A 23886-nucleotide genomic window follows, 5' to 3' on the forward strand; every position below is an offset into this window, starting at 1 on the left:
CGTTGCGGTTTGACACTTTAAATTAAGAAAATGAAAAAAATAATCATTGCTCTTGCGCTCGGGGGAGCGCTCACCGGTTGTGCAGGTTTTCTACCGCCCCAACACGACGCACTGCTTGCGAGAACAGCCTCCTGTTGTAATGACCTCTCAAGCCTTCCATACCGCGACTTGGTGGTCGGTCAAAGAATTCGCGACAGCCTTGGCCCGCATACGCCGGTCTTCTCGTTCGTGGAGGGAAAAAGCTTTTTCCTTCCTCTGCACATGGTGAGCCCGGATAGACGCACTCTGGTTATCCGGACTTACGGACAAAATATGCTGTACAACCGAAACGGACATGTCTTCGTCCCTCGCATCACGTTTCTGACACACGAGCATCGCATTATCGCGTCCGTCGCCCCCGATTTCACTGTACAAGGTCCCAGATTCACGATAGGCGAGTCGGCCTGGCGCGCCGATGTTCCAGTTCCTCAGACAGCAGAGTTCGCTGTAGTGCATAGCACACCTAAAGAGCGAGAAAGGGTAATGCGTATGCGCGACAGTGACCAGGCTGGAGGTTATCTTTACACGCGCACCGGCCCTGCTGGAGAGGTTGAGGTCGAACTTCAATGAGATATCCTCAAAGCTTGCCGTCTGGTCAGGCCTATCAAATCGGAGCTCTCTAATTAGACTGCAATCGGCCAAAAACGGACTATCGCAATGCTTATCATTAGAGAGGAACTACGCCGTGCATGACGATTTTGTTCTCTATCTGGAAAGCCCAGGCGATAGGCCGGCATACTACAAAATCGCTGATTATCTTTGGGGAAAAGCTGCGAACATAGATTCGGATGGGAACAGTAGTCATCCGGACGATACCCAGTGGACTGAGGTCTCACTTATTCTTCGCAGCGGGAACGAACGGGACCTAGTTCATGTTGACCCAGTATCTGTTACGCCTCTTGTCTTAGAGATTCGTTCTCCCGATGAGGAAATCACAAAGCGCGTTGCCGCCTACCTTCAGGAAGTTGCTGGTGGCGTGATTTTACAAAAGCCGCCAAAGCTTGCCTGACGCACAGCGCATACCTTCTGTCGGCCAGAAGCTGCCCTTCTAAACACCTTTGACTTACACAGGGAGATAGATAACGATGAGTGAAAAGAATTCTCTACCCGAGCTATTGAATCAAGCCAATCAACTGCCGTTTGACTACGCCGATGGTGAGGGCATTGAATTCGAACCATACGGAGCGTTCTTGTCGCCGGAGGAAACGACCCGTTGGTTCCGAGCTTGGACAGGCAATCCTAGTGCAGATGCATCAAAATTCCGAGTGTTTGGCCAAGATGGCTCAGGTGGCTATGTCGCGTTCTGGACAGTGCGAGATGTCCCTGACTTGTTGGGGCAGCCAATTGTGTTCTTGGGCTCCGAGGGCGAGACCGCTATCTTGGCTCGCAACTTCTATGATTACCTTTGGCTTCTGGCGGCAGGGCTCGGGCCTAGTGAGGCAACGTCATTTGCAGATGGTCCCCGCATGGTACAGCCCGAACTGAAGTCGTTTGCACTTAAGAATGCAGCTCCACCACGAACTGCTGCGCAAGTACTGCGAGACGCAAGGGCCGAATTTCCGAGCTTCGCTCAGCATATCGAGGCCCAATGCCGATAACCCAATTTCCTAGGAGCGCCTTGGCGCAACAGCATAGATTGGACCGGACAATGAAGAGCCTCCCTCAAAATTTCATGCTCCTCCTTCGTGAAGCGCTAACCGCTTCCTGGGATAAACGAACCGCTTATTTAGAAGTGGAGCAAGTGGGAAATCCGGCCCTAGGTCAGTGCTATCCAACGTCACGGACGGTGCAGCACTACTATCCCGAAACCGAAATCATCAAAGGGAAGGTGTGGACCGGGAAAACGCTAGATGTCCACTTTTGGAATGGGCTTCGTATTGGCGCTGACTGGTATCACATTGACTTGACCTGGCAGCAGTTCCCGACCAGTTCAATCATTCAGGAATTCGTAGTCATCAAAAATCACGAATTTAATGACAGTGAAGCGACAATGCAACGCTGTGAGTTGCTGTTAAAGAGGGTTGATAGCTATTTAAAGGCTCGCTTCGAGGCTGCGTGAGAAATCCTCGCCAGGAACAGACGTTCTGGATACCCAGATTTTCAAACGGGGGTGAAAATTTTCTCCAAGACGAAATATGATTTGAAGGGATGTTATTTGGATATCTCAAGAACAATAATCATCGGAAACTCAGGCTCTGGAAAGAGCTGGTTGGCGGAGCGCTTGGCGAAAAACAATGGCGGTGCCTGCATAGATTTAGACTCCGTTAATTGGCTGGGAAGCGGATATAACCGAGCCAGAGAACGAAGCGAAGCAATTGAGCTAACTAAAGCCGCCGCCTCGCAAGAGCGATGGGTCATTGAGGGCATCTATGGATGGCTAGTTGATGAAGTGATGTCAAGTGCAACAGCGCTAATATGGCTACGCTTAAGCGAGGAGGAATGTCTGACCAATATCAAGTCCCGAGGTCGACGGGGAAATGCCAGCGAACGGTCCTTCGTCGACTTGCTTGAGTGGGCGGACACTTATCGTACTCGGACAGGCTCAAGTTCCTTCAACGCTCATCAGCGTATTTTTGATGACTTTCCAGGCCCCAAAATGATTCTTCTTAACAGGGACGAAGTAGTTGCGCTGGCCGATTCTTAGGGTTGGCCGCAATCGGCCAGAAGCGACCATGAAGATTTTTTTGTAAATTCCTAAATAAGTGTCATGCCTATCATTTTCGGTCCCAACAACTCACGCTATTCGTATACAGGTAGTCCGTGTCCCCACACCGACCTTGCCTTTGAGTCAAGCGCGAAAACGCTTAGCGAAGCACTTAAGGCGTACGAAGACCATTTCGATGTATCTGTAGTGCCATGCGTAACTCCGATTGACCCGAGTGATACGGAGGTGAAATATTTTGTTTTTACGAACAATAAGACATCCATTTCAAAGTACGTGGACATTCATGTTTTTCGCGGAAATGATGAAATCTGCCCTAAACAGAATCTTGGCTTCGAACTTCTCGGTGATGACATGGTTGAAATGGGAGAACTCATCTGTTGAAGACCAGAAGCGGGCTGCCTAAATCTCGATTGCAGACATTGTTGGAAAAGACTCGTCGCGCATACATTGCACGAAAGTCCGCAATCGGCCAGGAGCGGCCATTGAGTTATCGTTACAATGCTAAGCGAGGAGAAGAAAAATATGCTCGATAAGTGGATCAAGACACTATTGTTCCCTGAAGCGGAAAAGCATTGGCAGAGAAAAATCGATGATCGCTTTGTTCTTGTCTTTGATACCGATGCGAATACTTTTTTCCTGTACGACAACCACGAACTAAGCTGCCAATTTACTTGGGCCGATATACTTGAAATTCAAGTACTTCGGAGAAGTGAGTTTCCTCCCTTGTCCTGGAAGATCATTACGGATCACGGCGAGTGGCTCATACCGATTGGGGGAAGATATGCTGAATTGTTGGAAGAAAAAATTAATCATCTTCCAAATTACTCGCGACAGCAGAATGTAGAATTGCCTCCCCCATCCGGCTATAGAACAGCTACATCTCAATGGAGAAGAAACAATACGCTGCCGTTTCGTCCAGATGTTGATTGGGAAGATATCGGCTACTTATAGTCAAAAGATTATTCTCAAATTCATCGCAAGAATTACCCCGGATAAAAGTGACAGCAATCGGCCAAATCTGGACGTCACTGTTCCGGCGGAAGTTAAAAAAACAGATATAGCGCCATGACCAACGAATTCAGAGATCTACAAGGAAGATATACGCAACTTTGCCAGTTACTGGCGCCATATCGGCCACGATATCGTAATCAAAATAAAATCCAGACTCATCGACAAGACGATGGGTCGCCGCACATTGAGATAGTTGATGGCTTCTATCATTACGTGGTCACTGAGCGCGGTACGGAATATGAAAGAAAAATAGCTGCAGATGAAGACGAGCTTCTATATTGGCTATTGAGCGATGTAACAACTGCTATTTCCGTGGAGATCGAAGTGCAGAATAGAGTTCTTGGTCAAGATTCTAGGCGTCAATGGTTTGCAAAGAACGTTGAGCTTCTAAGCCGTCTCAACGAAAAATGGGCGGAGCGGAAGAAATCTGAATACACGCAGGTACTTGCTGAACACCCATTCCGCGATGAAGCCTAAAACTAGTCGGGTCTGAAATCGGCCAGAAGAAGACATCTAATCTACCTCGCGGAACAGGCCCTTACCAGCAATGTTAAATATGGACGCAATTAACCTTTGGGCTGCGCTGCGGTCATTACATCCTGAAAGAACTGAACGTTTGGTCGAGGCAGTTGGCCCTGTGTTCGGTACTGCAGAGAGCTTTATTGAACATCTAGACACACTGCGTCAGGGGGCAGCAATTGCAAATGGCCGATGCGGCTACATTGGAAACCCTTACGAGCAAATTGCAGAGGATTTTGAAGTACTTGTGTGTGTTGCCAAAAGAGATTTTGGGCCAAAACAGTGACCAAAATTTATTCGTACAGTTAGCATAAGCCCATCGGAAGATGGCAGCTGTCGGCCAGAAGCGGACGTTCCCGCCCAAAGAAAAAGCCTGCTAAAGCGGTTTTTTTCATGTGCGGACCTCCTGATTACAAGTCAGAGCTAGATTTCATTAAAAGCAAATACCTGGATCTTTTTTCTCTGTAATCAATGAAAAGACACGCCTCTCACGAAATAAAAAAGATTGCGTTTTGGTTCGCGGGTGTCGCCTCGCTGTGACATGGAAACCTCAAGGACGAGCAACTCCAAGAGCAGCCTAATTCTGCGTCAAGGCACGATGGTTGCGCTCGCGTCTTTTACCACCACCAACGCACGCCCGCGGAAGCACCATAGCTGGCATACGCTTTGCCGGTGACCACCGATAGTTGTCCGAAGGCGCTGGTGGTGTCGTTGATCGAATAGTTCAAACCGCCGCTGACGACTGCCTCATCGCGTGCCTGGGCTACGCCGCGTACAGTGAAGTCGAATCCGCTGGCATTGGCGAAAGCAAGCTGCATCGTCTCGGCGTTGCTGCCCAGACGATGACGCCATGCCAGATCAGTTTGCCACCCCAGCGGCGATCCGGCGCCAGGCATGCTGCGCAGGCGAACGCCCAGACTCGCCGAGGTTTGTGTACTGTTGCTTGCGCTATAAGCCAGTACTAAGGCGTCGCTGCCGCTTTCAGTGGTCTCCGTAAAGGCCGGGCGATGCAGACGCGCCACCGAAAGCGCTGCGTAGGGTTCTACGGTGAGCGCCGCCATTGGGAGCGCCATACCCGTTTCGGTATACATGGCAACGCTTTGCACGTTGAATTGGCCGCGCGTCAGGCCGTTGAGAGCGCCAGCCGAGGCCTGGCGATATTGCACGTTTTTCCACCAGCCATAGCTGGCTACGCCTTTGAAGAAGACGTTCGATGCATCCGGCCGGTAACGTACATATAACGCAGCCTGGCCACCGTCACTGCGTCCTCCACCACCAGTATCGGTATAAGACAGCGAGTCCGCGTTGGCAGTGAAGGCAAAGCCCAGCAGCCAATTCGACGATAACGCATGATCGTGACCGAATGCGAAAGCAGTCGAATGGTTGCGATAGCCACTGGCACCAGAGCTGCTGCTTGACTGGCTTTGCTGACTGATTGAGGTACTGATCCAGGGATCTGCGTCAACCGTGGTTGCCGACCCGGCGACCGTTGCGTCAACCGCCGCCAGACGCTGCCCGATGGCAGCGTTTCCCTGACTGATATTGGCAGCGGCATTCACGGAAGCGATGCCAGCCGTATCGCCGCTCAGGCTTGCCAGGTTGCGTTGGGCCTGCGAGTCGGAAGCGCCCAGCAAACTGGTAGTGACACTGTTGCCGCCGGCGGCATAGATACGGTCCAGGGCATTGGCTACCGCCTGTTGATTGGAGGAGCCTGCATGACTGCCAAATCCCCTCGACTGGAAACCCGTATTGCTGAGCAGTTGCACGTTAACCGCATTGCTGCCGTAACTCACGACGGGGACCAGGTAGGCAAAATTATTGGTGACCGTACTGAAGGTCCCGCTGCGCGTACCGCTATAGCTGGCGACGGTGTAGCTGCCGCCCTCGCTGTAACTGCCGCTGCCGGCGACCAGTCTGAGTACGCTGCCGCCGGCGAGGTTGAGGTTGCCGTTGACCGTCACCTTGCCTGAATTCCCCGGGGTGGATCCCAATGTCACCGCATAGGTGGCGCCACTGCCGACGCCGAGGTCGCCATTGACATGCAAACCGCTGCCGAGGGTAGTGGATGCGAGCGTCGCGCCGCTGCCCAAGGTCACCGCGCCCACTGTGCCGTTGCCTAGCAAGGTGGCGCCGTTCAGAACGGAGACTGCTCCGCTCACGGAGCCATCGACCTGCAGTGCTCCGCCGTTGACTGTTGTCATGCCGGTATAGCTATTGGTACCGCTCAGGATCTGGGCGCCACTGCCGGTTTTGGTGAAGCCGCCGGAGCCGCTGATGGTTCCGCTGAAAGTCGTGTTGCTGTTGTCGCCACCCGTAGTCAGGGTGCCGGCGCCCAGTGTGACTGCACCGGCGCCGCTCAACGAAGCGATACTCTGGTTGAATCCGTTCAGGTCAAGTGTGCCGGACGACGCGACCGTCATTGCGCTATTGGCCGACAAGGCATTTGTAAGACCGGCCCTCAGGGTGATTCCTCCGCCCACGGTAGTGGCACCACTGTACGTGTTCGAACCATTCAGCGAAACCACGTCACTGCCATTGAAGCTGACGGATCCGCTACCCGTAATGTCGCCCGAAAGGGTGAATGGAGATGAGGAGAAGAAGAATATTTGTGCGCCGCTGCCAACGACGAAGTTGTTGCTCAAGAGGCTGGCGGTGCCGCTGTTATTGATGGTCACGTCAGCTCCCGTGGCCAATTCGATGTTGCCCGAGATGGTGCCGCCCAGCAGATGCAACAAGGCGCTGGTTCCGGTAAACAGGATCGCATCGGCGCGCGTCGTACCGTTGCCGGACATGCCCCCGGCGATCGTACCGTAGGCATCGATTGTTACATTGGCTCCTGCAACGATGCCGGCGCCACCGGCGGCACTCCCGCCGCCATTTCCACCGGTAATTTGCGCCCCAGCCTCATTGAGAATGAAGACGCCGGATACAGCCCTGACACCCACTCCGCCGCTACCGCCGGAGCCACTGAAACCTGAGCCGGCACTGCCACCGGTTCCGCCAGTGATGCGTCCGAAATTGTCGAGGGCACCCGAGGTCGACAACAAGGCCCCATCGCCGCCCCCGCCACCGCCCCCGGCGCCAGTCCCGCTGCCGCCATTGCCGCCCTGGCCACCGCTGACAGCCCCGCCGACGGCAACATTCACAGTAGTCCAGCCTGCTGCTGACAAGAGACCGGCGCCACCACCGCCACCACCGCCGGCAGAGGTATTATTTCCGCCGTTGCCACCAGCACCACCGCTGACGGTCGTTACAGATGCATTCGCTCCATCCAGGTACAGCCCGGCGCCACCGCCGCCGCCGCCACCAGCGGTTGCAGAAACGCCCGGCCCACCGTCTTGCCCAGTGCCACCCGTCACCGGGCTACCTGAGTTGTAACCTCCCGACATGCTCGCTCCGAGAGCACCGCCGCCACCGCCGCCACTGCCGCCGCCTCCGTTCCCTCCCGAACCGCCCGCGCCGGTGCCTGTTGGACTTGATCCACTGGTACCAAAAGCACCGCTGCCGCCGCCGCCGTTGCCGGTGCCTCCGAATGGTCCACCACCGCTTGCTCCTGCTGCCTGGACGCCTTGCAAGCCCAGTACGTTGATAGCCAAGGTGCTCAACACAGCAACCAAGAGAGGCGCCATACGCCATTCTTCAGGGCCTGGTGCCGGCTGAATTTTTGCCTTGCTGCAAGAAGGTATGACGCGAGCGTCCATATTTGCCATCCCGTTTATTATTCTGACAAAGGTACGCTGTCAAAAAACTGAGATAGCGGCGCGTGCCGCAGCGATCCAGCCAAGCAGACGTATGGACGTGATGCTGACATCCTATTTATGCGGCAACAATCCTTGAAAATAGGTAGATCGCGATAGGGACCTGGAAACTGGCTAGTTCTGGTCATCGCGAATACCGCAGGGATTCCGGGCCCGGTACGAAAGCCCCCCTCCTTAGAATTGGGTATTGCAGCGCCGGGCACGATTGGCTAACTTGTCACGATTCAGGCAAGCTATCAACAAATCTCGCCTTCTTCCGCGTCCCTTTTTACGGTATCCATTTTTGACTCAGCCATCTTCTCCTGCCGGCGTCGAGCCGGCATCGATTCTCCCCAGTCCTCTGCTGATCGTGGAGGATGAGCCGGCCATGCAGTTACGGTTGCGCGGCATCCTCGGCATTCTTGGCTACGACGACGAGGCATTGTCGTTTGCCGGCAGCATCGGCGATGCCAACGCGCTGATGGCATTGCAACCGTTTGCGATGGTGCTGGTCGATGTCGGCCTGCCGGACGGCAACGGCATCGACCTGATTCGCACCCTGCATGCCGTCGACGCCGCCTTGCCCATTCTGGTAATCTCCACATGGAGCACCGAACAGACCATCGTCAGTGCTCTGCAGGCCGGCGCAACCGGCTACATGCTCAAGGATCGCGACGACTTTGAAATCGGTCTTTCCATACGCAGCGTGTTGCGCGGCGGTGCGCCGATTGATCCGTTTGTCGCCAAGCACATCCTGCAACTGATCGATCCGGGTGTGGGCAAGGCGCAGCAGCACCCGCCATCGTCAGCACTCTTGCGATCACCCCTGAGCAAACGTGAAATCGAGATTCTTGAACTGGTCGGCAAGGGACTGGCCAATCTGGAGATATCCGATTTGCTTTCAATCTCACGATCGACTGTCGAATGCCATATCAAGAACATCTACAAGAAACTGGCCGTCAACTCCCGCACACAGGCCATCTTCGAAGCGCGCGCACACGGTTTGCTACCCTGATTTCTTTACTCTCGGGCGTCATCCTGCTGCTTTTTCCGGCCTCGGCCATCACCGCTACGACCGCTGCCGCTTTTCAGCGCATCGAAGCTGTTCGCGCCGATTGGAACGCACAAACGCCTCCCGCGACCGGTTGGACCACCGTCACGCTGCCGGACGACTGGAGCCTGCGCTGGCCGGGCTTCGACGGAGTGGTCTGGTACCGCCTTAGCTGGGAGCAGACCGATGCGACAGCGCCGGTCGGACTGATGATGGATTATCTGAACATGGCCGGTATGGTTTCGCTCAATGGTGTCCAACTCAGCCGCGACCAGAGCCTGACCGAACCGTTGACGCGCGCGTGGAATACCCCACGCTACTGGCAGGCTTCGCCGCCTTTGCTCAGGAGCGGGCAAAACATTCTGCTCATCCGAGTTTCCGGCCTCGCCGCCTATCAGCCTGGTCTTGGCCCGGTGACGCTTGGCACTCCCACAGACATCAGCGCGCGCTACACGCATGAATATTGGCTGCGCCACGACTTGCAGTTGTTCAGCCTCGCAGTGAGCGCAACCCTCGGCTGCTTTTTCCTGGCGCTCTGGATATTGCGGCGGCGCGAAGCAGAGTTCGGCTGGTTTGGTCTGATGTCGCTGACTTGGTGGCTGTACGCGAGCAACCAGATCAAATTGACTACGTGGCCTTTCGCCACTACCGATGCCTGGCAAGCTGCCGTATCGATCCTGTTTTTGGTGTACAGCGCCAGCTTCACCATGTTCGTTTTACGCAACGGGCCTCGCCGCCATCGACGCACCGAGCTTGCCGTCTGGGCAATGGTTGTTTTCGGCAGCATAGCCATGTGCCTTACTCCGCATGGCCGGATGCAGGAGATGCGGGCGTGGCTGGCATTGATTCCCGTACTGACTTACATCGCCAGCTGCTTCCTGTTTTTTTATTTCGCCTGGCGTCAACGGCGCGTCGAGCAGCTGATTCTGGCTGCGTGTCTCGCTATATTCATTGTCGTCGGCATCCACGACCTGTTAGTGTTTCTCAAAATACTGGACAGCAATATCTACTACAGCGCGTTCGCATCTCAGATCCAGATGGTTGCCATGGCGCTGGTGCTGGGGTGGCGTTTTGTAGCAAACCTTTCTCGTATCGAATGCTTCAACGAAGAGTTGCATGTCAAGGTCGAATCGGCAAAAGAAGCGCTGGCGCAGACATTGAAGCGCGAACATGAACTGCAAGTCGTGAACGTGCGCCTGGGTGAACGCCTCAACCTCGCCCATGACCTGCATGACGGTCTGGGCGGCACGCTGGTGAGCAGCATCGCCACGCTGGAACATGCGCCGGAGAGCATCCCCTCCTCGAGGTTTTTGACGATCCTGAAAGAGCTGCGCGACGACTTGCGCATCATCATCGATACTGCCTCCAGTTACCAACTGGACGAGACCTCATTGGCCGAAATGCTGGCACCATTACGGCATCGCTTCGGTGTCCTCTTTGAAAGTCAGAATATCGTCTGCCGCTGGCAACTGTCAGGCATTGAGGATTGCCATCTACCTACGGCGCAAAGCCTGGACATCATGCGCATCCTGCAGGAAGGTCTCACCAATGTTCTCAAGCACAGCCGGGCAAGCAGGGCCCATGTCGAGCTGCGTGGCGATGCCAGTGAACTAGTGTTGAGGATCCGGGACAACGGTATAGGTTTCGATTTTCCGATGCAGGAAAGCAAAGCCGGTACAGGAATGAAAAGCATGCAACTGAGAACTAGCCGTCTTGGCGGCACGTTCGAAGTGCGACGCATTGACGGCGAGACAGTGTTGAACATCACGCTTCTGCACCGATATGCCTGATTCGAGAGATATGCCTGCCGTAGCGACGGTTGCCAAATGGTTTCGCTGGTATTTAAACCGTGCCGTAACCGGTTATTGACAGTGGTGCGTTTCGCTAGCTTGCAACTGCAGACCGTAGATTCGTTTTGATATTATTCGATGTCCCCAACCGGCCAGGAGCAGACTTTCTCCTCCCAACCCACTCGGGCATCGGCTATTCCCTCTAATTCTGTGATGATCTGCTCTGGTATCGGTTTTATTGTGTATTCGCTAGTTCTGCGAGCTTATCGGACCAATTTTTGGTGTGATCTGTCCCTAACACTTTCCGTTCATTCTCAGTCCGGCCGTGCTTGTGATACAGAGCGTTGAGCATTTCTAAGAGCGTTTCTTTTTGTTTTTCATCGATTGGCCCCTTCTTCTTGTTGTTAGCGTAGGCTATCTCCTGCTGCATCAATTGTTTGTAGTTGGCTGGCGACTTCATTTTCTCGATGGGAAGCGCGGCGTCATACGCTGCCAACCCAGCCTCCAAAACAGCACGCCAATCTTCAGTTTGGGCGGCCCTAACACTGAGTGGGTCCCAAAACTTTTTGTCCATTTCATTCATTTGACCTGCCGCTGCAAGACGTTCATTTGATGTATAGCGGCCAGAGTAGTCATAGTAAATAGCGGCAAGTTCGTTACGAGATAGTGCGGGAAACGGGCTGGGCGCCTTGCCAATGACATAGGCAGTCGCTTGCTTCGCTTGCGCAAGCCGCGCAGGATCATCACTCTTCGGCACTTCCGCATTCGCGCGATCCAACTCCGCTTGGTTGTGGAAAGTCAAACTTGCTACTGCCTTCTCATACTTGGCATACAGTTCTCCTCGCGGTAGCGCTGCATCGGCCTCAAATGCCGCCATGTCAGGTGGGGGTAAAACTCCGACCGACTTTTGCTTGGTAATTGCTCCTTCAGCTAATTTTGAAAGCTCAACTTCTTCACTGGTATCAGACTTAGCCAGCTCGAGCCCTTGACTTGAGAGGGTTACCTTAGCGGCTTGTGTTGCTACGGTCTCGGATGTACTTTGACCCGCAGCAAGGTTGCTCGAAACTTTTTTGTCGCCAGTCACGTTAATACTGGCCGTAGAGTCAGTATTTGTTTTTGAGGCAATTTGAATAGACATCAAGTCTCCAACTATTGAGCAATTACGCAATCTCTGATCGAAGATTTGCGAGCGATAAAGGGGGGGAGTTGCAAAAGACAGCTGTCAGTTCAACGTCAGAAATAGCCCTAACTTTATGCACAACGCACAATATTTGGAAAATAAATTCCAATACTACTTGGTATGTGAAATAAAAAATCCGATGATTTGTTTTTGATGAACGAATAATTTATTCTCTTGAGGACGCATAGCCATGGAGCTCAATAGAACGACTGAATGTGCCTATTCGTAATTCTGTGGGCTATGCGAGGCCACATTCAATTTCCCGTTTGGAGCAAATATGGAGAATTCAAATGAAAATAGGGACGATATATGACGTTGCTTTTTCAACGGACGGCTATGAAATTGAATACGAAAATAATGTGAAATGCATAAAGAAAACGCCGAAATCATATCGAGTTAAACGAGCAGACGGCACGACAAGGCTAGTAGGGCACGATTCTATTCTGGAGCTGAAAGAAGTTGCTGGTCTAACAGATTAGAACTACCAACCTTCATCAATTGGATGGCCGCAATCGGCCAGAAACGGACCTTCACCGCGTGGCGACAGCACATTCTCAAATCCTGAAAACACATGACCACACACATCCAAGTAGACCCCGTTGATGGCTCGGTGAAGCTGCCCGAGCTAGCGCTTGTCATTCGCCCAGGTTTGGTTCAATCTCGTGCTGAGACGATGCTCGCTGAATTTAGCAAGGGAACGCTCGACCATGGAAATGGGTACTCATGGTCGAGTTTTCATGGGCTAACTCTTGAAGGAATGCTCTGTGGACTCGCTCTTGGCTTTCACCATGGCACGCTGACCGAGGTCCATCTGGGAGTGGCTTTGCCGGACACGGAGAAGAACTGCGGCTGGCCGACGAGAACAGCCATTGACAAAGAAATCGCGTTTATGCGAAAGGTATTCCATCGCCAATTAGGTCGAGAATTCGGCGACAGACTTGAAGCCTTTAGCTGGGGCGTTGCTTGGAGCGGCTTCGACCCCAAGGGATTCACTGCAACGGCCGGTATCCGTTATGCATGAGTACCGGCACCTGTCGGCCAGAAACGGACGCAGAGAAATAAATGGAGATATGAAGGTGTTTATCTACCTACGTAAATTACGTTGCCTACGGGGCCTTTCGCTAATCCTTGTTTGCTTCTGGATATCATCACCAGCTTTCGGCTTCGATGATGTTATGCAAAAAATGGAAAATTTTGCGGCCATCCAAAAAAATAGCCTTAGCCAGTTGCAATATTGGTCGGGAAATCGATTCGAAAAGATTGTTGGTCAATTGAATTATCAATATCCGAACTACAAAATAATGGGAGTTTGCCAAGCAAGTGTGATGTCTCCAGGTGAAAGAGATTTTGGAATCGCACTTGTCAATGTGGAGAAGAAGAGCGCAGTTTATCTGGTTGCATTGGTTGGTGAAAATGAAAAGCTTTCACTCACCGAGCTATTTCAATTTGATATCTCCTTCAGCAATCGCGGAAATATTCAAGGGCGCGGTCTGGAAGTCATATGTCCGTCGTGGACGGAAATTTCAAGAATTAAATTTGACTACTCCAAGAGCAGCGTCGCTGCCGGAAGATACTCTAATTTGAAGGTGCGGACAAAATTTGATGCAATCTGTGGAGCACCTACTGATGGAGATGTGGAATATGTTTGCTTTCAGTATGACACTGGAGCAAGACGTTTCTATGAAATTGGCTACTGGAAAAACGAATGTTCCTTTGCTCGCAGCATTGACCCTGTCTAACTGATCCACTTTCCATTGCCGGGCGAACGCGGCAACGCGATCATAAGAGCCTTCAAATCCCAACGCACACAAGTCTGCGTGCATCTGCTTGAGACTGCGCTTTTGCTTCCGAGATTTGGTGGATTCGGTTTTAAGCCATGCGGATAGTTTGAATGTGTACACATCCAGAGCACTGGCTGAACGCCGGTCAGCGTAGGCTGGCTCTACAGTTTCAGAGCGCAGGTAACGTCTAACGGTGTTCCTGGAGATGCCAAGTCGCTTGGCGATCTCCCTTAGCGATATCTGGTCACGTAGGTGCCAGCGCCGAATAATTCCTAGTAATGCCACGTCGATCACTCCAATCTCCTACCTGATTGCTTAGGTAGGATTGTGTCTCAAACGTGGGTCAATTTTCGATGCAAAATTCCCAGCAAAGTGGGTCAGTTTTCGATGCAAATCTACAGTGCTTCCGGCCGACAGTCTTCAACGCTTCCGATCCGCGCTATCCCGGAAGACATTGCAAATCTGAACACGGTATTCCGAGAAAAAAGACTCTCGTCCTTTCTTCTTGGCCTCCAGATGTTGCGGATGCGTCGCCCATGCTTGCATGCCTTCTTCGCTGGAAAACTCCACAATCGTTACGCGTTCTCCATCTGCTGCGACAAATCCCTTATGTGAAACATAGTCGGGGATTTGCGCCACCAACAGGCTCATGCGTGAGGCCCAGGCTTGATATTCTTCTTGATTTTCTGCACGCAGTCTTGATCGAAATACCGTTAGCAACATGTCGTCTCCAATGATTTCCGCCTTCTGGATGAAGGCTGATTGGCGAATAGTAGCGGCTATAGATATTCTTTAATATTGAATTAAAATGAAATTTTTATTTCCAAAATAAGAATATGAAACTCTCGGATCTGCGTGTTTTCCTGGCTGTCGTCAACGAAGGAGGGATCACAAATGCGGCATCTGTGCTGCATCGCGTGCCATCCAACGTCACTACCTGTATTCAGAAACTGGAAGCAGATCTCGATATTTCTCTCTTTATTCGAGAAAAAAATCGGCTTCAGTTGTCCGGTCATGGAAAGTTGTTGTTTGGCTATGCCGTGCGTTTGGTGGCGCTGGCGGAAGAAACCAAGGCGGCGATGCACGATACAACCCCGTCCGGTGTACTGGCGCTGGGAGCGATGGAAAGCACGGCCGCGATACGATTGCCGTCCCTGCTCGGAAAACTGAATGAAAGATATCCTCGGCTTTCGGTGGAGCTGAGAACCGGCGCCCCCCGACCGCTCACCGCGCGCGTGCTGAGCGGAGAGCTTGACGCGGCGCTCGTTGCGGAACCTGTATCGGACACCCGGCTCAATAGCATCTTGGCCTATACCGAACCTTTGGTGATTATCGGTCCCCCTGGTCATCCAAAGATTCGCTCCGCCAAAGACATGCGAACAAGCACGTTATTGGCTTTTGAACCTGACTGCCCTCATCGGCAACGTCTGGAAGCATGGTGCGCCAGCGACGATGTCGCCCCTCTGAAGATTCTGGAATTGGGTTCTTATCATGCGATTCTTGGTTGCTGTATTGCCGGCATGGGCGTTGCCCTCATACCTGCGGCGGTTCTTGAGACCTATACCGAACGATCGAGACTCTCGGAGCACTACCCCAAAGGAAAAATACACTCGGTCAACACGATGCTCATATCGCGCAAGGACTCCGTGCAACCCAAAGTGAAGGCTTTGGCTCAACTCGTGCAAGAACAAAATCAGCGTTGAAAGGATGGGACGTCACGTGGTGCGGCGATACTGCAACGGCAGGAAAATCCTGACTGGAAAATGATCGGGCGATCGCGCTATCGTCTTCCACCGAAAGATCTTCGTCGACACCGTGTCCGCACAGTCGGATGTTTTCAAAAATGCATCTTTTCAGCGCCTTCCCCCGGCCGTGTGCGGCCATCAACCGGGGCGAGCTTCGTTTGCGTGAATTCGTCACCCCATCAGAGTAGAATCGTTCCGAAATGCAAGGTGTTGGGCTTTCAATCGACCTGATTCGAAAAGCATATGACGCAAACACAATCAGAGAATATTTCCTTATTCCTGCCGACGATGCCGGCAAGCGCCGGCGAACGCAGGCTGGCCATTGTCCTCATTGCCCTGTCCGCCGTCTTCTTCGTGGTCTGCATTCCGTTTGCCAAGATGCCCCTGGCGAAAGTGGATGCCTTCATTCCCATCTATGCTTCGGCGCTGTGCATCAACGACGCCATTACGTCATTGCTGTTGTTTGGTCAATTCCTCATTCTGCGTTCCCGCGCGATCTTGGTCCTGGCGCTGGCTTATGCGTTCACGGCGCTGATGACGGCAATCCATGCGCTGTCGTTCCCGGGCTTGTTTTCGCCGTCAGGTCTGCTCAGCGGCGGGCCGCAGACCACGGTATGGTTCTACATGTTCTGGCACGGCGGCTTTCCGCTGTTTGTCATTGCCTATGCCTTGCTCAAGAACCGGGAGGCCGTACTTCCGGGACGGCGCTTCATTGCCCTGAGCCTCGGCGGCGTGTTCCTGCTGGTATGCGCCTTGGCGTATCTGGGAACGGCAGGCCACGATTATTTGCCCGTGCTTTTATCCGAAGGCAAGTACACGCCCGCATTCACCGCCACGGTGCTGGGGATCGGCGGCGCATCCCTGGCGGCGCTCATGCTGCTCTGGCGGAGACGGTCTTTTTCGGTCCTGGATTTATGGCTTCTGGTGGTGGTCTGCGCGTGGATATTCGACGTCGGTCTGTCCACCATATTCAATGCCAAAAGATTCGATCTCGGATTCTATGCCGGTCGCGTTTACGGCCTGCTTGCCGCGAGCTTCGTCCTGGGCATGCTGCTGCTTGAAAACACGAATCTGTATGCGAAGCTGGTCAGCATGCATGAGCAGCAGCGGCGCAAAACGGCCGAGCTGGAGCTCCTGAATCGCGACCTCGAGGCATTCGGTTATTCGGTCTCGCACGACTTGCGAAGTCCGTTGCGGGTCGTCGGCGAGTTCGCGCAGATACTGGAAGAGGAATACGCCGGCGTGCTTGATGAGGAAGGGCGGCGCTACGTCTCCATCATCAGGAAAAGCAGCGGCAAGATGACGTCGCTGGTGGAGGACTTGCTGGCGTTCTCGAAGATGGGCCAGCAGCCCCTGGAAACGGAGATCGTGAATTCCGATGCGCTGGTGAACGACATCGTCGAGGACTTCAAATCGGCGCATCCGCAGCGTCGCATCCGGTTCGATATCGTTCCTCTGCCTGCAGCCCTGGCGGAAGGCAGGATTCTTCGCCAGGTATGGTGGAATCTCATCGAAAACGCGATCAAGTATTCTCGTACAAGGGAGGTTTCCATCGTGACCATCGGCTACAAGGAAAGTACGCCGCCCGTTTACTTCGTGAAAGACAACGGTGTCGGCTTTGACATGGCGTATGCGCACAAATTGTTCGGCGTCTTCCAGCGTCTTCACAGCAGCCAGGAATTCGAGGGAACGGGCATCGGCCTGGCCATCGTGGAGCGCATCATCACCAAGCATGGCGGAAAGATCTGGGCCGAGTCGACGGTCGGAACCGGCACCACCTTCTATTTCACGCTGGCGCCCGACTCGCGGGTTGGCATGGGGGCCTGAACGTCCTGCGGGGGATCGGTCAGTTGCGTGAAACGCCAGTGGGAGGCGGGGAGGTTGCAGGTGCTTCCTGAGTCGCGGCCGGCGTCGTGCAGATATCCCACAGCGACACCGGAATCCGGCCGATGTCCTTGGCGAAGACGAACGTCACGCCGACCAGGAGCGTGCCGGCCACGAGCAGGATTGCCATGACTTGCATGTTCGACAGGCTGAAGCCGGAACGGCTGTGGTCTCTGGAGTGCTTGGACATGATGGTGACGGAATGCGGAACCCGAAGTATAAAAAATTTCGCGCGGTTGCGCTTGCGTCAAATTGTCACACCCTGCGGTCATGTCCGGCGTTCTCTGCCTTCCTGCAGCCCGGAAAACGCCGCCGCAGGCGTAAAATGACGCCATGGATACCCCGCAACAGCTGAGTTTTCGCACCTATGGCGCCGATGGCCCATTGCATCACCACGACCACGTGCAGATCGTGCTGCCGATGCAGGGCGAGATGGATATCGAAGTCGACGGCCGCGGCAATACCCTCGACGTCACACGGGCCGCCTTCGTCGCGCCCGACATCAATCATGCGCAATCGGCGCAAGGTCCCAACCGTTTCCTGATCCTTGACTGCAAGCTCGCCGACATCGGCGCCGATGCCGCCGAACGGCTGCGGCGCCAGACCTTTCTGCCGGTGCCTGCGGCGGTGCGGCGGCTGGTCGAGTTCATCGACCTGAGCCGCGCCAGCGGCGGCGGATTGGTGTTGCCGGAGTCGGTGGTGCGTCACTGCACGCCGTTGCTGCTGGAGGCGCTGACCGCGATGCCGCAACGGCAGTCGCGTTTGCATGGCTTGCTGCTGCGCATCGACGCCGCTCCCGGACAAGCGTGGACTGCGGCGCGCATGGCGCGGGTGGCCAACCTCAGCGTGAGCCGCCTGCATGCCTTGTTCAAGAGCGAACTCGGCCGCACGCCGCAGGAGTGGCTCTCGGACGTGCGCCTGCGCTTCGTGCAGGATGCACTGGCCGGATCGGATACGCCGCTGGCCGAACTGGCGCTGCGCGCCGGCTATTCCGACCAGAGCGCCCTGACGCGCGCAATGCGTCGCACCACCGGCATGACGCCGGCCGCGTATCGGCGTGAACATCGCCGCGAACATCGGCAGTAATTTTCTTCTGTGATATTTCCTCCTGCAATAGCCTCAGCCCATTTTTGAAGAGTCGCGGTCAAGACGCGCGCCGCCGCTTTGCCTATCCTGCCGGAAGTGAATCGAACAAGGCGGAATATGAAAAGCAATATCCTGGTCGGCGTCGGCAACGGCGTCGCGGCGGGGGCGTTCTGGGGGCTGGTGTTTCTGGCGCCGCAGGTGCTCGGCAGCTTCAGCGCGCTGCAATTGTCGGCGGCGCGCTACCTGGCCTACGGCGTCGTCGCGGTGCTGCTGCTGGCGCCGCGCTGGCGCGCCCTGGCGGGGCGGCTGGGACGCGCCGAATGGCTGGCGCTGGTCTACCTGAGTCTGCTCGGCAACATCCTGTATTACCTTTTCCTCGCCAGCGCCGTGCAATGGGCGGGCGGGGCATCGACCTCGCTGATCATCGGCCTGCTGCCGGTGGTGGTGACGCTGGTCGGGGCGCGCGATGAGGGGGCGCTCAAACTGTCGTCGCTGATGGCGCCGCTGGCGCTGTGCCTGTTCGGCGTCGGCCTGGTCGGCGTGCAGGCGCTCTCCGCAGAGCACGCCGCGACGGACCTGGCGACACGCGCGGCGGGTCTGCTGTGTGCGTTCGGCGCGCTGGCGTCGTGGTCGGTCTACTCGGTACGCAACAGCCGCTGGCTGGCGCGCCGGCCCGATATTTCCTCGCACGACTGGTCATTGCTGACGGGCATCGTCACCGGCGCGCTGGCCTTGCTGCTGGTGTTGCCGGCGTTCTCGCACGGCATGGACGGGCACGACGGCCGCGACTGGCTGCGCTTCTGGGCGGTGGCCACCGCCGTGGCGATCTTCGCCTCGGTGGTCGGCAACGCCTTCTGGAATCGCGCCAGCCGGCTGCTGCCGCTGACGTTGACCGGGCAGATGATCATTTTCGAAACCTTGTTTGCGCTGCTGTATGGTTTCCTGTGGGAACAACGCTGGCCGACCCGCCTGGAAGTGCTGGCGATCGTCTGCCTGGTGAGCGGCGTACTGTGGTGCGCTTCGCTGCACCGCAACCATGCGTGCGCGCCGGTGCAGGCCTGAGGGAGTGAAGATACTGGCGGACAAGGGCTGCCAGCTGATAACATCAGGATTCGACGCTGGAATATAAAAAGTAAAAGACAGTTGCTTGCAATCCTGAATACTTCTACTCCATGCCCAATTTCATCGACCCCACCGACTTCGAAGCGCTGAAACAGGACGACGCCTTGCCGTCGCCCAGCGGCGTTCGCCTCAACATCATGCGCATGTGTCGCCAGGAAGACGTTTCCCTGGTCGAGCTGGTCACGCAAATCCAGGCCGATCCGGTGCTGGGCGGGCGCATCATCAAGATCGGCAACGGCGCCTCGATCAACAAGGGCCGTCCTATCGTCGCCATCAGCAAGGACGTGCTGCTGATGATCGGCCTGGATGCGGTGCGCCAGCTGGCGTTGGCGATTTCGCTGACGACCGAGCGCCGCGACAGCGGCTGCGCCGGATTCGACTACGACACGTTCTGGGCGCGCACGGTCGCCATGGCCTGCGCGGCGCAGGCGCTGGCCGAGTACTACGGCGAAGCGCCGCCGACCGAAATGTTCGCCAGCGGCCTGTTGGCCAATATCGGCAGCCTTGGCCTCGCGGCGGCTCGTCCCGCCGACTATGCCGGCGTGCTGGCGAGTGTTGCGAACATCGCGGATGATGACAGCAGCGACGAGAAATTGCGCGACGCTGAAAAAGCCGCCTTCGGTTATACCCATCTCGACCTGGCCGCCGCCATGATGCAGGACTGGAGCATTCCGCGCCTGTTCTGCGAAGCGGTGCTGCATCACGAAGCGCCGTCGCAGTCCGGGCTCGACGATGAGTCGCGCCAGTTGCGCCTGGCGCAGATGCTGCACGTCGCCGGCGCCATCGCCGATTATTGCGTGGCGTCCGAAGACGCGCGCGTGCCGGCGCTGCAGGCCTTGCTCGACGCCGGCCCGCCGCTCAACGGCGAGGTCGACCACGTGGTTGCGCTGTGCGACCGCGTCGGCCGCGACTGGGTTGAATGGAGTTCGATGGTGCGCATTTCCGCGCAGGCATTGCCGCCGACGCGCGACGTGATGGCGCAGTTGCGCGAAGAGTCGGGCCAATAACAAGCCGTCTTTCCAGAGGCCGTGCCGGCTATTTGTTGTCGGCCGGCGACAGCTCCGGGTACATCGCCGCTGCCAGCAGGCACACCGTTTCCACCGCATCCGCACGCGCCAGGTCGTGCACGACGGGGCGTTGCTGCAGCAACCCCGCGCAGGATGCCGCCGCGGTGACGCGGCGTTCAAACAAATCTTCCATGGCTTGCAGCCAGTTGTCGAGTTCGGCGCGCGCTTGCATGTCCGCTGCACTCGCCGGTTTTCTTTCATCCAGCCAGATATGCGTGGCCGCACCCGCCAGCCGGCGCGCCAGCGCGACGCCGGTGCGCGCGTTATGGATCCGGCGCGACTCCAGGTCGCCTTCGCGCAGCAAGCGTTGCAGCAGCAGGCCGCTTTCGATATTGACCACGCAGGCTTCACGCCGGCGTGCATGCATCTGCGCCGCCTCCGGCTGCGCTTGCAAGGCGCCGCGCAGGTAGGCGAGGTTGACCACGATCATGTGCGACAGGCTGCGATGCAAATTGGCCTGGCGGCGCTGCGGCCATAGCAGGTAAGTGGCGACGATCGCCACCACTGCGCCGATGACGTTGTTGCCGGCGCGCAGCAGCGCATTGCTCAGCTGCAGTTGCGGATCCGCGGCGACGTCGGCCACCAGCACGAACACCGGCGTCAGGAACAGCGAATACAAGCCGTAGCTGACCGGCCGCAAGCCCATCGACAGCGCTGCCATCGGGAACACCAGCAAGGCCAGCGCCAGCGGAGAATGGATGAACAGGCACAGCGCCACCGCCAGCACGCCGCCGACGATGCTGCCGATGGCGCGTTCCATGCTGCGCGACCAGCTGTCGGCGATCGAGGGCTGCATCACCAGCATGGTCGCCATGGTCGCCCAATAGCCGAACGGCAGATGCAGCAGATGCACGATCAGGTAAGTGATGCCCGCCGCAACAGCGCAGCGCAGACCATGCCGCACTTCCACCGAACCGCTGCGCAGGTGCGCAGCAGCCGTGCGCAGCGCCGCCAGCGCACCACGGCGCAATGATCGCGCCGGCACGGCAGGACGTGCCGCGCGTTTCCAGTCCGCCAGCACGGCCAGGCCTTCCGCATCGTGCAGGTCGCGCAATTGCAGCAGCTGCGCCACCTGCGACGGCGCGCGGCCGGTCAGCTGGCGCAGGCGCAACATGGCGCGCGCGTCGCCGGTGTTGCTATGGGCCTGGTTGCGTTTGTCCGGCGTTGCTGCGATGCCGCTTTGCACGCTTCGCAGCAACAGCGCCATGGCATTCAGGATGCGGGCGATGCGCCGGCGCGACTGTGCATCCTGGTGCCGATAGACCGACAGGCGCAGGTCGCACAGCGCCGTGATGCAGTCGAGCAAGGCATCGGCGCGCGCCAGTTTGATCAGGAGGACTTCGTACAACTTTCCCGTGTCGCTGCGATCGGACGGCAGCGCCGCCAGCGCGGCACGGGCAGCGGCGATGTCGGCGCGCACATGGCGACGGGTCTGGGCCGCGGCTTCTTCGCGCACGCCGGAAGCGCCGTCGCTGCCGCCAATGTCGGCAAGTTCGGCCAGTGCACCGTAGACGCGGGCGACCGACTGTCGCGCCGGCGCAAACGGATGGATGCGCCACACGCTCAGGCCCAGCAGCGTGGCCCAGACGCAGCCGGAAAAATAAATCAGCACATGGCTCTGTTGCAGCGGCAGCAGCGCCACCGGGAAATCGGCCAGAATCGCCGACACCCCGGCCGCCAGCATCAGCACCAGGCCGGTGGCGGCGCCGTAGATGCGCGCGAAGCCGGCGATGCCCGCGCAGACCATGATGGCCAGCAAGCCCGCCGGCATGCCCATGCCGCTCAGGGTGGCGGCGAACATCCCGCCCAGCGTCGACGCCAGCGCGAAACCGCCCATCGATGCTAAGCGTGCGCGATTGGTGCCGGCGCTGTCGGCCAGGCAGGTCAGGAAGGCGCCGATGGCGGCCCAGGAGAACAACGGATTGTGCAGCCACTCGCCGACCAGCAGCATGGTGCCGGCCGCCACCGCCGCGCGCAGTCCCTCCGACAGGCTGGCGTGGCGCATCGGGAAGTTGACCGACCAGCGGCGGATCCGCAAGGACCAGGGCGACGTGAGCGACGTGGCGAAGAAGGAGAGCGGCGGCATGCTGGCGGTTGGCTGGGCGGCACTGGATAAGGGAAGGCCCCAGTATAGAAAACGCCGCTATTGCCGGTATGACTTAATTTCGGCAAATGCAGTCGGAATTTTCATGCACCTTTGACGGCTTTCTTGCCCGCAACAGGCGGACCGCCGGCGAACAATTCCTCGCTCAGCGCCAGCCAGGCGCGTGCCGCATGCGACAGATAGCCGCCGCGGGTGACGTAGGCCACTTGCCATTGCACCTCGGGTTCGGCCAGTCGCACCGATTGCAACTGGTCGGTGGCCAACCGGTGGACAAAGGGTTCCGGCAGCAGCGCCACGCCCATGCCGGCCAGCGCCATGGCCACCAGCCAGTCCCATTGGCCGCTCTGGGCCGCCACTTCGGGCGCGATGCCGGTGTCGCGAAACATGTTGCGCAAGGTGCGGGTGAGGCCGAACTCGTTGTTCAGCAGCACCAGCGGCATGTCCTTGAGGGCCTTGCAGGGCAGCGTGCTGCGGTTTTTCTGGAAGCGCCCGGCCTGCGCCACGGCCCAGATCGGATAGGCCGCCACCGGCGTCATTTCCAGCTCCAGCTCGGGCGCGATGGGCAGCACCGTCATGCCGATTTCCAGCGTGCCGGCGGCGACGCGCTGCTCGATCTGCGGACCGGTGTCTTCCAGCAGCGTGATGGCGATGTCGGGATGGCGTTCGCGGAAGGCCTTCAACACCGGCGTGCAGAGGATGTTCACCATCGGCGGGATGCCGATCTCCAGATGGCCCTGGCGCAGGTTGCGGGTGTTGAGGACTTCGGTGTTGAGGCGCTGCACGCCCGCCAGGATCTGCTGCGCCTGTTCATACACGACGCGCCCGGTGTCGGTCAGCTGCAGGCTGCGCCCGGCGCGGATCAGCAGCGGCGCGCCGATTTCGTCTTCCAGCTGGCGCACCATCTTGCTGACCGTCGACTGCGTCACGTGCAGGGCGTCGGCGGCACGGCTGAAGCTGTTGAGCCGGACGGTTTCTGAAAAGTAACGCAGGGCGCGAATGTCCATGGGATGGCCGGATCAGGTATGCGAAAAACGACTGGTTGAGCGGAGTTTAAATCATACAGTGCATGAATCGCCGATTCTATACTGGTCGAAAAAATGAGAGC

Annotated in this window: 22 protein-coding genes and 1 pseudogene; 16 read left to right on the forward strand and 7 right to left on the reverse strand. The window is 56.8% G+C overall.

The genetic code is table 11. The features are described from left to right. Positions 1-724: 724 nt before the first annotated feature. The 7 genes from ACIROW_RS10055 to ACIROW_RS10085 all read left to right on the forward strand — a co-directional run bounded on the left by ACIROW_RS10055 (position 725) and on the right by ACIROW_RS10085 (position 4520). Positions 725-1048: a hypothetical protein gene (locus ACIROW_RS10055; RefSeq protein ID WP_402274774.1), complete on the forward strand. Its 324-nt coding sequence runs from the start codon at positions 725-727 to the stop codon at positions 1046-1048. A gap of 76 nt (positions 1049-1124) precedes the next feature. Beyond that, positions 1125-1637: a hypothetical protein gene (locus ACIROW_RS10060; RefSeq protein WP_402274777.1), complete on the forward strand. Its 513-nt coding sequence runs from the start codon at positions 1125-1127 to the stop codon at positions 1635-1637. Between the two features lie 50 nt (positions 1638-1687). Then, positions 1688-2098 carry a hypothetical protein gene (locus tag ACIROW_RS10065; protein WP_402274779.1) on the forward strand — a complete coding sequence of 137 codons (411 nt, stop codon included), beginning with the start codon at positions 1688-1690 and terminating at the stop codon, positions 2096-2098. A 51-nt stretch (positions 2099-2149) separates the two neighbouring features. Then, entirely contained in the window at positions 2150-2683 is a 534-nt protein-coding gene (locus ACIROW_RS10070) for an AAA family ATPase (RefSeq protein ID WP_402274781.1), read from the forward strand. 543 nt (positions 2684-3226) lie between these two features. Then, positions 3227-3655, forward strand: a complete 429-nt coding sequence (locus ACIROW_RS10075) for a hypothetical protein (RefSeq protein ID WP_402274783.1) — start codon at positions 3227-3229, stop codon at positions 3653-3655. Between the two features lie 114 nt (positions 3656-3769). Next, on the forward strand, positions 3770-4192 hold the full coding sequence (locus ACIROW_RS10080) for an Imm63 family immunity protein (RefSeq protein ID WP_402274785.1): 423 nt from the start codon (positions 3770-3772) through the stop codon (positions 4190-4192). Positions 4193-4271: 79 nt separating this feature from the next. After that, complete coding sequence (locus tag ACIROW_RS10085; protein ID WP_402274788.1) at positions 4272-4520, forward strand: hypothetical protein; 249 nt, start codon at positions 4272-4274, stop codon at positions 4518-4520. A 331-nt stretch (positions 4521-4851) separates the two neighbouring features. Here the strand turns inward: ACIROW_RS10085 and ACIROW_RS10090 are convergent, their stop codons facing one another. Beyond that, on the reverse strand, positions 4852-7863 hold the full coding sequence (locus ACIROW_RS10090) for an autotransporter domain-containing protein (protein WP_402274790.1): 3012 nt from the start codon (positions 7861-7863) through the stop codon (positions 4852-4854). A 496-nt stretch (positions 7864-8359) separates the two neighbouring features. On the opposite strand from ACIROW_RS10090, the gene ACIROW_RS10095 reads away from it, so the two are divergent. Together ACIROW_RS10095 and ACIROW_RS10100 are read left to right on the forward strand one after the other, a co-directional pair. After that, positions 8360-8986 carry a LuxR C-terminal-related transcriptional regulator gene (locus tag ACIROW_RS10095; protein ID WP_402274979.1) on the forward strand — a complete coding sequence of 209 codons (627 nt, stop codon included), beginning with the start codon at positions 8360-8362 and terminating at the stop codon, positions 8984-8986. Continuing rightward, the gene (locus ACIROW_RS10100; RefSeq protein ID WP_402274793.1) at positions 8896-10812 is read left to right on the forward strand and encodes a 7TM diverse intracellular signaling domain-containing protein; all 1917 of its coding nucleotides are present in this window, start codon (positions 8896-8898) and stop codon (positions 10810-10812) included. Before ACIROW_RS10095 ends, ACIROW_RS10100 begins: the two co-directional genes overlap by 91 nt. Before the next feature lie 235 nt (positions 10813-11047). On the opposite strand, the gene ACIROW_RS10105 is transcribed toward ACIROW_RS10100, so the two are convergent. Continuing rightward, positions 11048-11950 (reverse strand): hypothetical protein, encoded by a 903-nt coding sequence (locus ACIROW_RS10105; protein ID WP_402274795.1) that lies wholly within the window; start codon positions 11948-11950, stop codon positions 11048-11050. A gap of 613 nt (positions 11951-12563) precedes the next feature. Between ACIROW_RS10105 and ACIROW_RS10110 the strand changes: the two genes are divergently transcribed. Both ACIROW_RS10110 and ACIROW_RS10115 read left to right on the forward strand, forming a co-directional pair. Then, the gene (locus ACIROW_RS10110) at positions 12564-13013 is read left to right on the forward strand and encodes a hypothetical protein (protein ID WP_402274797.1); all 450 of its coding nucleotides are present in this window, start codon (positions 12564-12566) and stop codon (positions 13011-13013) included. Between the two features lie 55 nt (positions 13014-13068). Next, entirely contained in the window at positions 13069-13731 is a 663-nt protein-coding gene (locus ACIROW_RS10115) for a hypothetical protein (RefSeq protein WP_402274988.1), read from the forward strand. Here the strand turns inward: ACIROW_RS10115 and ACIROW_RS10120 are convergent. Beyond that, positions 13693-14067: pseudogene (locus ACIROW_RS10120) on the reverse strand (helix-turn-helix domain-containing protein); the annotation flags it as partial. The gene ACIROW_RS10115 and the pseudogene ACIROW_RS10120 overlap by 39 nt on opposite strands. 126 nt (positions 14068-14193) lie before the next feature. Beyond that, positions 14194-14496, reverse strand: coding sequence for an antibiotic biosynthesis monooxygenase family protein (locus ACIROW_RS10125; RefSeq protein WP_402274798.1), 303 nt, complete (start codon positions 14494-14496; stop codon positions 14194-14196). A 113-nt stretch (positions 14497-14609) separates the two neighbouring features. On the opposite strand from ACIROW_RS10125, the gene ACIROW_RS10130 reads away from it, so the two are divergent. Both ACIROW_RS10130 and ACIROW_RS10135 read left to right on the forward strand, forming a co-directional pair. Next, a complete protein-coding gene (locus tag ACIROW_RS10130) occupies positions 14610-15476 on the forward strand; it encodes a LysR substrate-binding domain-containing protein (protein WP_402274800.1) in 867 nt (288 codons plus the stop codon). Between the two features lie 285 nt (positions 15477-15761). Next, the gene (locus ACIROW_RS10135; protein ID WP_402274803.1) at positions 15762-17345 is read left to right on the forward strand and encodes an MASE4 domain-containing protein; all 1584 of its coding nucleotides are present in this window, start codon (positions 15762-15764) and stop codon (positions 17343-17345) included. Positions 17346-17364: 19 nt separating this feature from the next. On the opposite strand, the gene ACIROW_RS10140 is transcribed toward ACIROW_RS10135, so the two are convergent. Then, positions 17365-17592 carry a hypothetical protein gene (locus ACIROW_RS10140; protein ID WP_402274805.1) on the reverse strand — a complete coding sequence of 76 codons (228 nt, stop codon included), beginning with the start codon at positions 17590-17592 and terminating at the stop codon, positions 17365-17367. Positions 17593-17735: 143 nt separating this feature from the next. Between ACIROW_RS10140 and ACIROW_RS10145 the strand changes: the two genes are divergently transcribed. The 3 genes from ACIROW_RS10145 (at position 17736) to ACIROW_RS10155 (ending at position 20617) form a co-directional block, all read left to right on the forward strand. Continuing rightward, positions 17736-18488, forward strand: coding sequence for an AraC family transcriptional regulator (locus ACIROW_RS10145; RefSeq protein ID WP_402274807.1), 753 nt, complete (start codon positions 17736-17738; stop codon positions 18486-18488). Between the two features lie 117 nt (positions 18489-18605). Further along, on the forward strand, positions 18606-19550 hold the full coding sequence (locus tag ACIROW_RS10150; RefSeq protein WP_402274809.1) for a DMT family transporter: 945 nt from the start codon (positions 18606-18608) through the stop codon (positions 19548-19550). 110 nt (positions 19551-19660) lie between these two features. After that, entirely contained in the window at positions 19661-20617 is a 957-nt protein-coding gene (locus tag ACIROW_RS10155; RefSeq protein ID WP_402274811.1) for an HDOD domain-containing protein, read from the forward strand. Between the two features lie 28 nt (positions 20618-20645). Here ACIROW_RS10155 and ACIROW_RS10160 read toward each other — a convergent pair whose 3' ends face one another. Together ACIROW_RS10160 and ACIROW_RS10165 are read right to left on the reverse strand one after the other, a co-directional pair. Next, positions 20646-22763, reverse strand: a complete 2118-nt coding sequence (locus tag ACIROW_RS10160) for an FUSC family protein (protein WP_402274814.1) — start codon at positions 22761-22763, stop codon at positions 20646-20648. A 101-nt stretch (positions 22764-22864) separates the two neighbouring features. Beyond that, on the reverse strand, positions 22865-23785 hold the full coding sequence (locus ACIROW_RS10165) for a LysR family transcriptional regulator (RefSeq protein ID WP_402274816.1): 921 nt from the start codon (positions 23783-23785) through the stop codon (positions 22865-22867). Positions 23786-23886 lie beyond the last annotated feature (101 nt).

This window comes from Herbaspirillum sp. NPDC101397 (assembly GCF_044767325.1).
GTDB lineage: Bacteria > Pseudomonadota > Gammaproteobacteria > Burkholderiales > Burkholderiaceae_D > Herbaspirillum.

Bases quoted from the DNA above. Each gene is read 5' to 3' on its own strand.
- ACIROW_RS10060 (WP_402274777.1), top strand. From the start codon at position 1,125: ATGAGTGAAAAGAATTCTCTACCCGAGCTATTGAATCAAGCCAATCAA.
- ACIROW_RS10065 (WP_402274779.1), top strand. From the start codon at position 1,688: ATGAAGAGCCTCCCTCAAAATTTCATGCTCCTCCTTCGTGAAGCGCTA.
- ACIROW_RS10075 (WP_402274783.1), top strand. From the start codon at position 3,227: ATGCTCGATAAGTGGATCAAGACACTATTGTTCCCTGAAGCGGAAAAG.
- ACIROW_RS10080 (WP_402274785.1), top strand. From the start codon at position 3,770: ATGACCAACGAATTCAGAGATCTACAAGGAAGATATACGCAACTTTGC.
- ACIROW_RS10085 (WP_402274788.1), top strand. From the start codon at position 4,272: ATGGACGCAATTAACCTTTGGGCTGCGCTGCGGTCATTACATCCTGAA.
- ACIROW_RS10090 (WP_402274790.1), bottom strand. From the start codon at position 7,863: ATGGCGCCTCTCTTGGTTGCTGTGTTGAGCACCTTGGCTATCAACGTA.
- ACIROW_RS10095 (WP_402274979.1), top strand. From the start codon at position 8,360: ATGCAGTTACGGTTGCGCGGCATCCTCGGCATTCTTGGCTACGACGAC.
- ACIROW_RS10100 (WP_402274793.1), top strand. From the start codon at position 8,896: ATGCCATATCAAGAACATCTACAAGAAACTGGCCGTCAACTCCCGCAC.
- ACIROW_RS10105 (WP_402274795.1), bottom strand. From the start codon at position 11,950: ATGTCTATTCAAATTGCCTCAAAAACAAATACTGACTCTACGGCCAGT.
- ACIROW_RS10110 (WP_402274797.1), top strand. From the start codon at position 12,564: ATGACCACACACATCCAAGTAGACCCCGTTGATGGCTCGGTGAAGCTG.
- ACIROW_RS10125 (WP_402274798.1), bottom strand. From the start codon at position 14,496: ATGTTGCTAACGGTATTTCGATCAAGACTGCGTGCAGAAAATCAAGAA.
- ACIROW_RS10130 (WP_402274800.1), top strand. From the start codon at position 14,610: ATGAAACTCTCGGATCTGCGTGTTTTCCTGGCTGTCGTCAACGAAGGA.
- ACIROW_RS10135 (WP_402274803.1), top strand. From the start codon at position 15,762: ATGACGCAAACACAATCAGAGAATATTTCCTTATTCCTGCCGACGATG.
- ACIROW_RS10140 (WP_402274805.1), bottom strand. From the start codon at position 17,592: ATGTCCAAGCACTCCAGAGACCACAGCCGTTCCGGCTTCAGCCTGTCG.
- ACIROW_RS10145 (WP_402274807.1), top strand. From the start codon at position 17,736: ATGGATACCCCGCAACAGCTGAGTTTTCGCACCTATGGCGCCGATGGC.
- ACIROW_RS10150 (WP_402274809.1), top strand. From the start codon at position 18,606: ATGAAAAGCAATATCCTGGTCGGCGTCGGCAACGGCGTCGCGGCGGGG.
- ACIROW_RS10155 (WP_402274811.1), top strand. From the start codon at position 19,661: ATGCCCAATTTCATCGACCCCACCGACTTCGAAGCGCTGAAACAGGAC.
- ACIROW_RS10160 (WP_402274814.1), bottom strand. From the start codon at position 22,763: ATGCCGCCGCTCTCCTTCTTCGCCACGTCGCTCACGTCGCCCTGGTCC.
- ACIROW_RS10165 (WP_402274816.1), bottom strand. From the start codon at position 23,785: ATGGACATTCGCGCCCTGCGTTACTTTTCAGAAACCGTCCGGCTCAAC.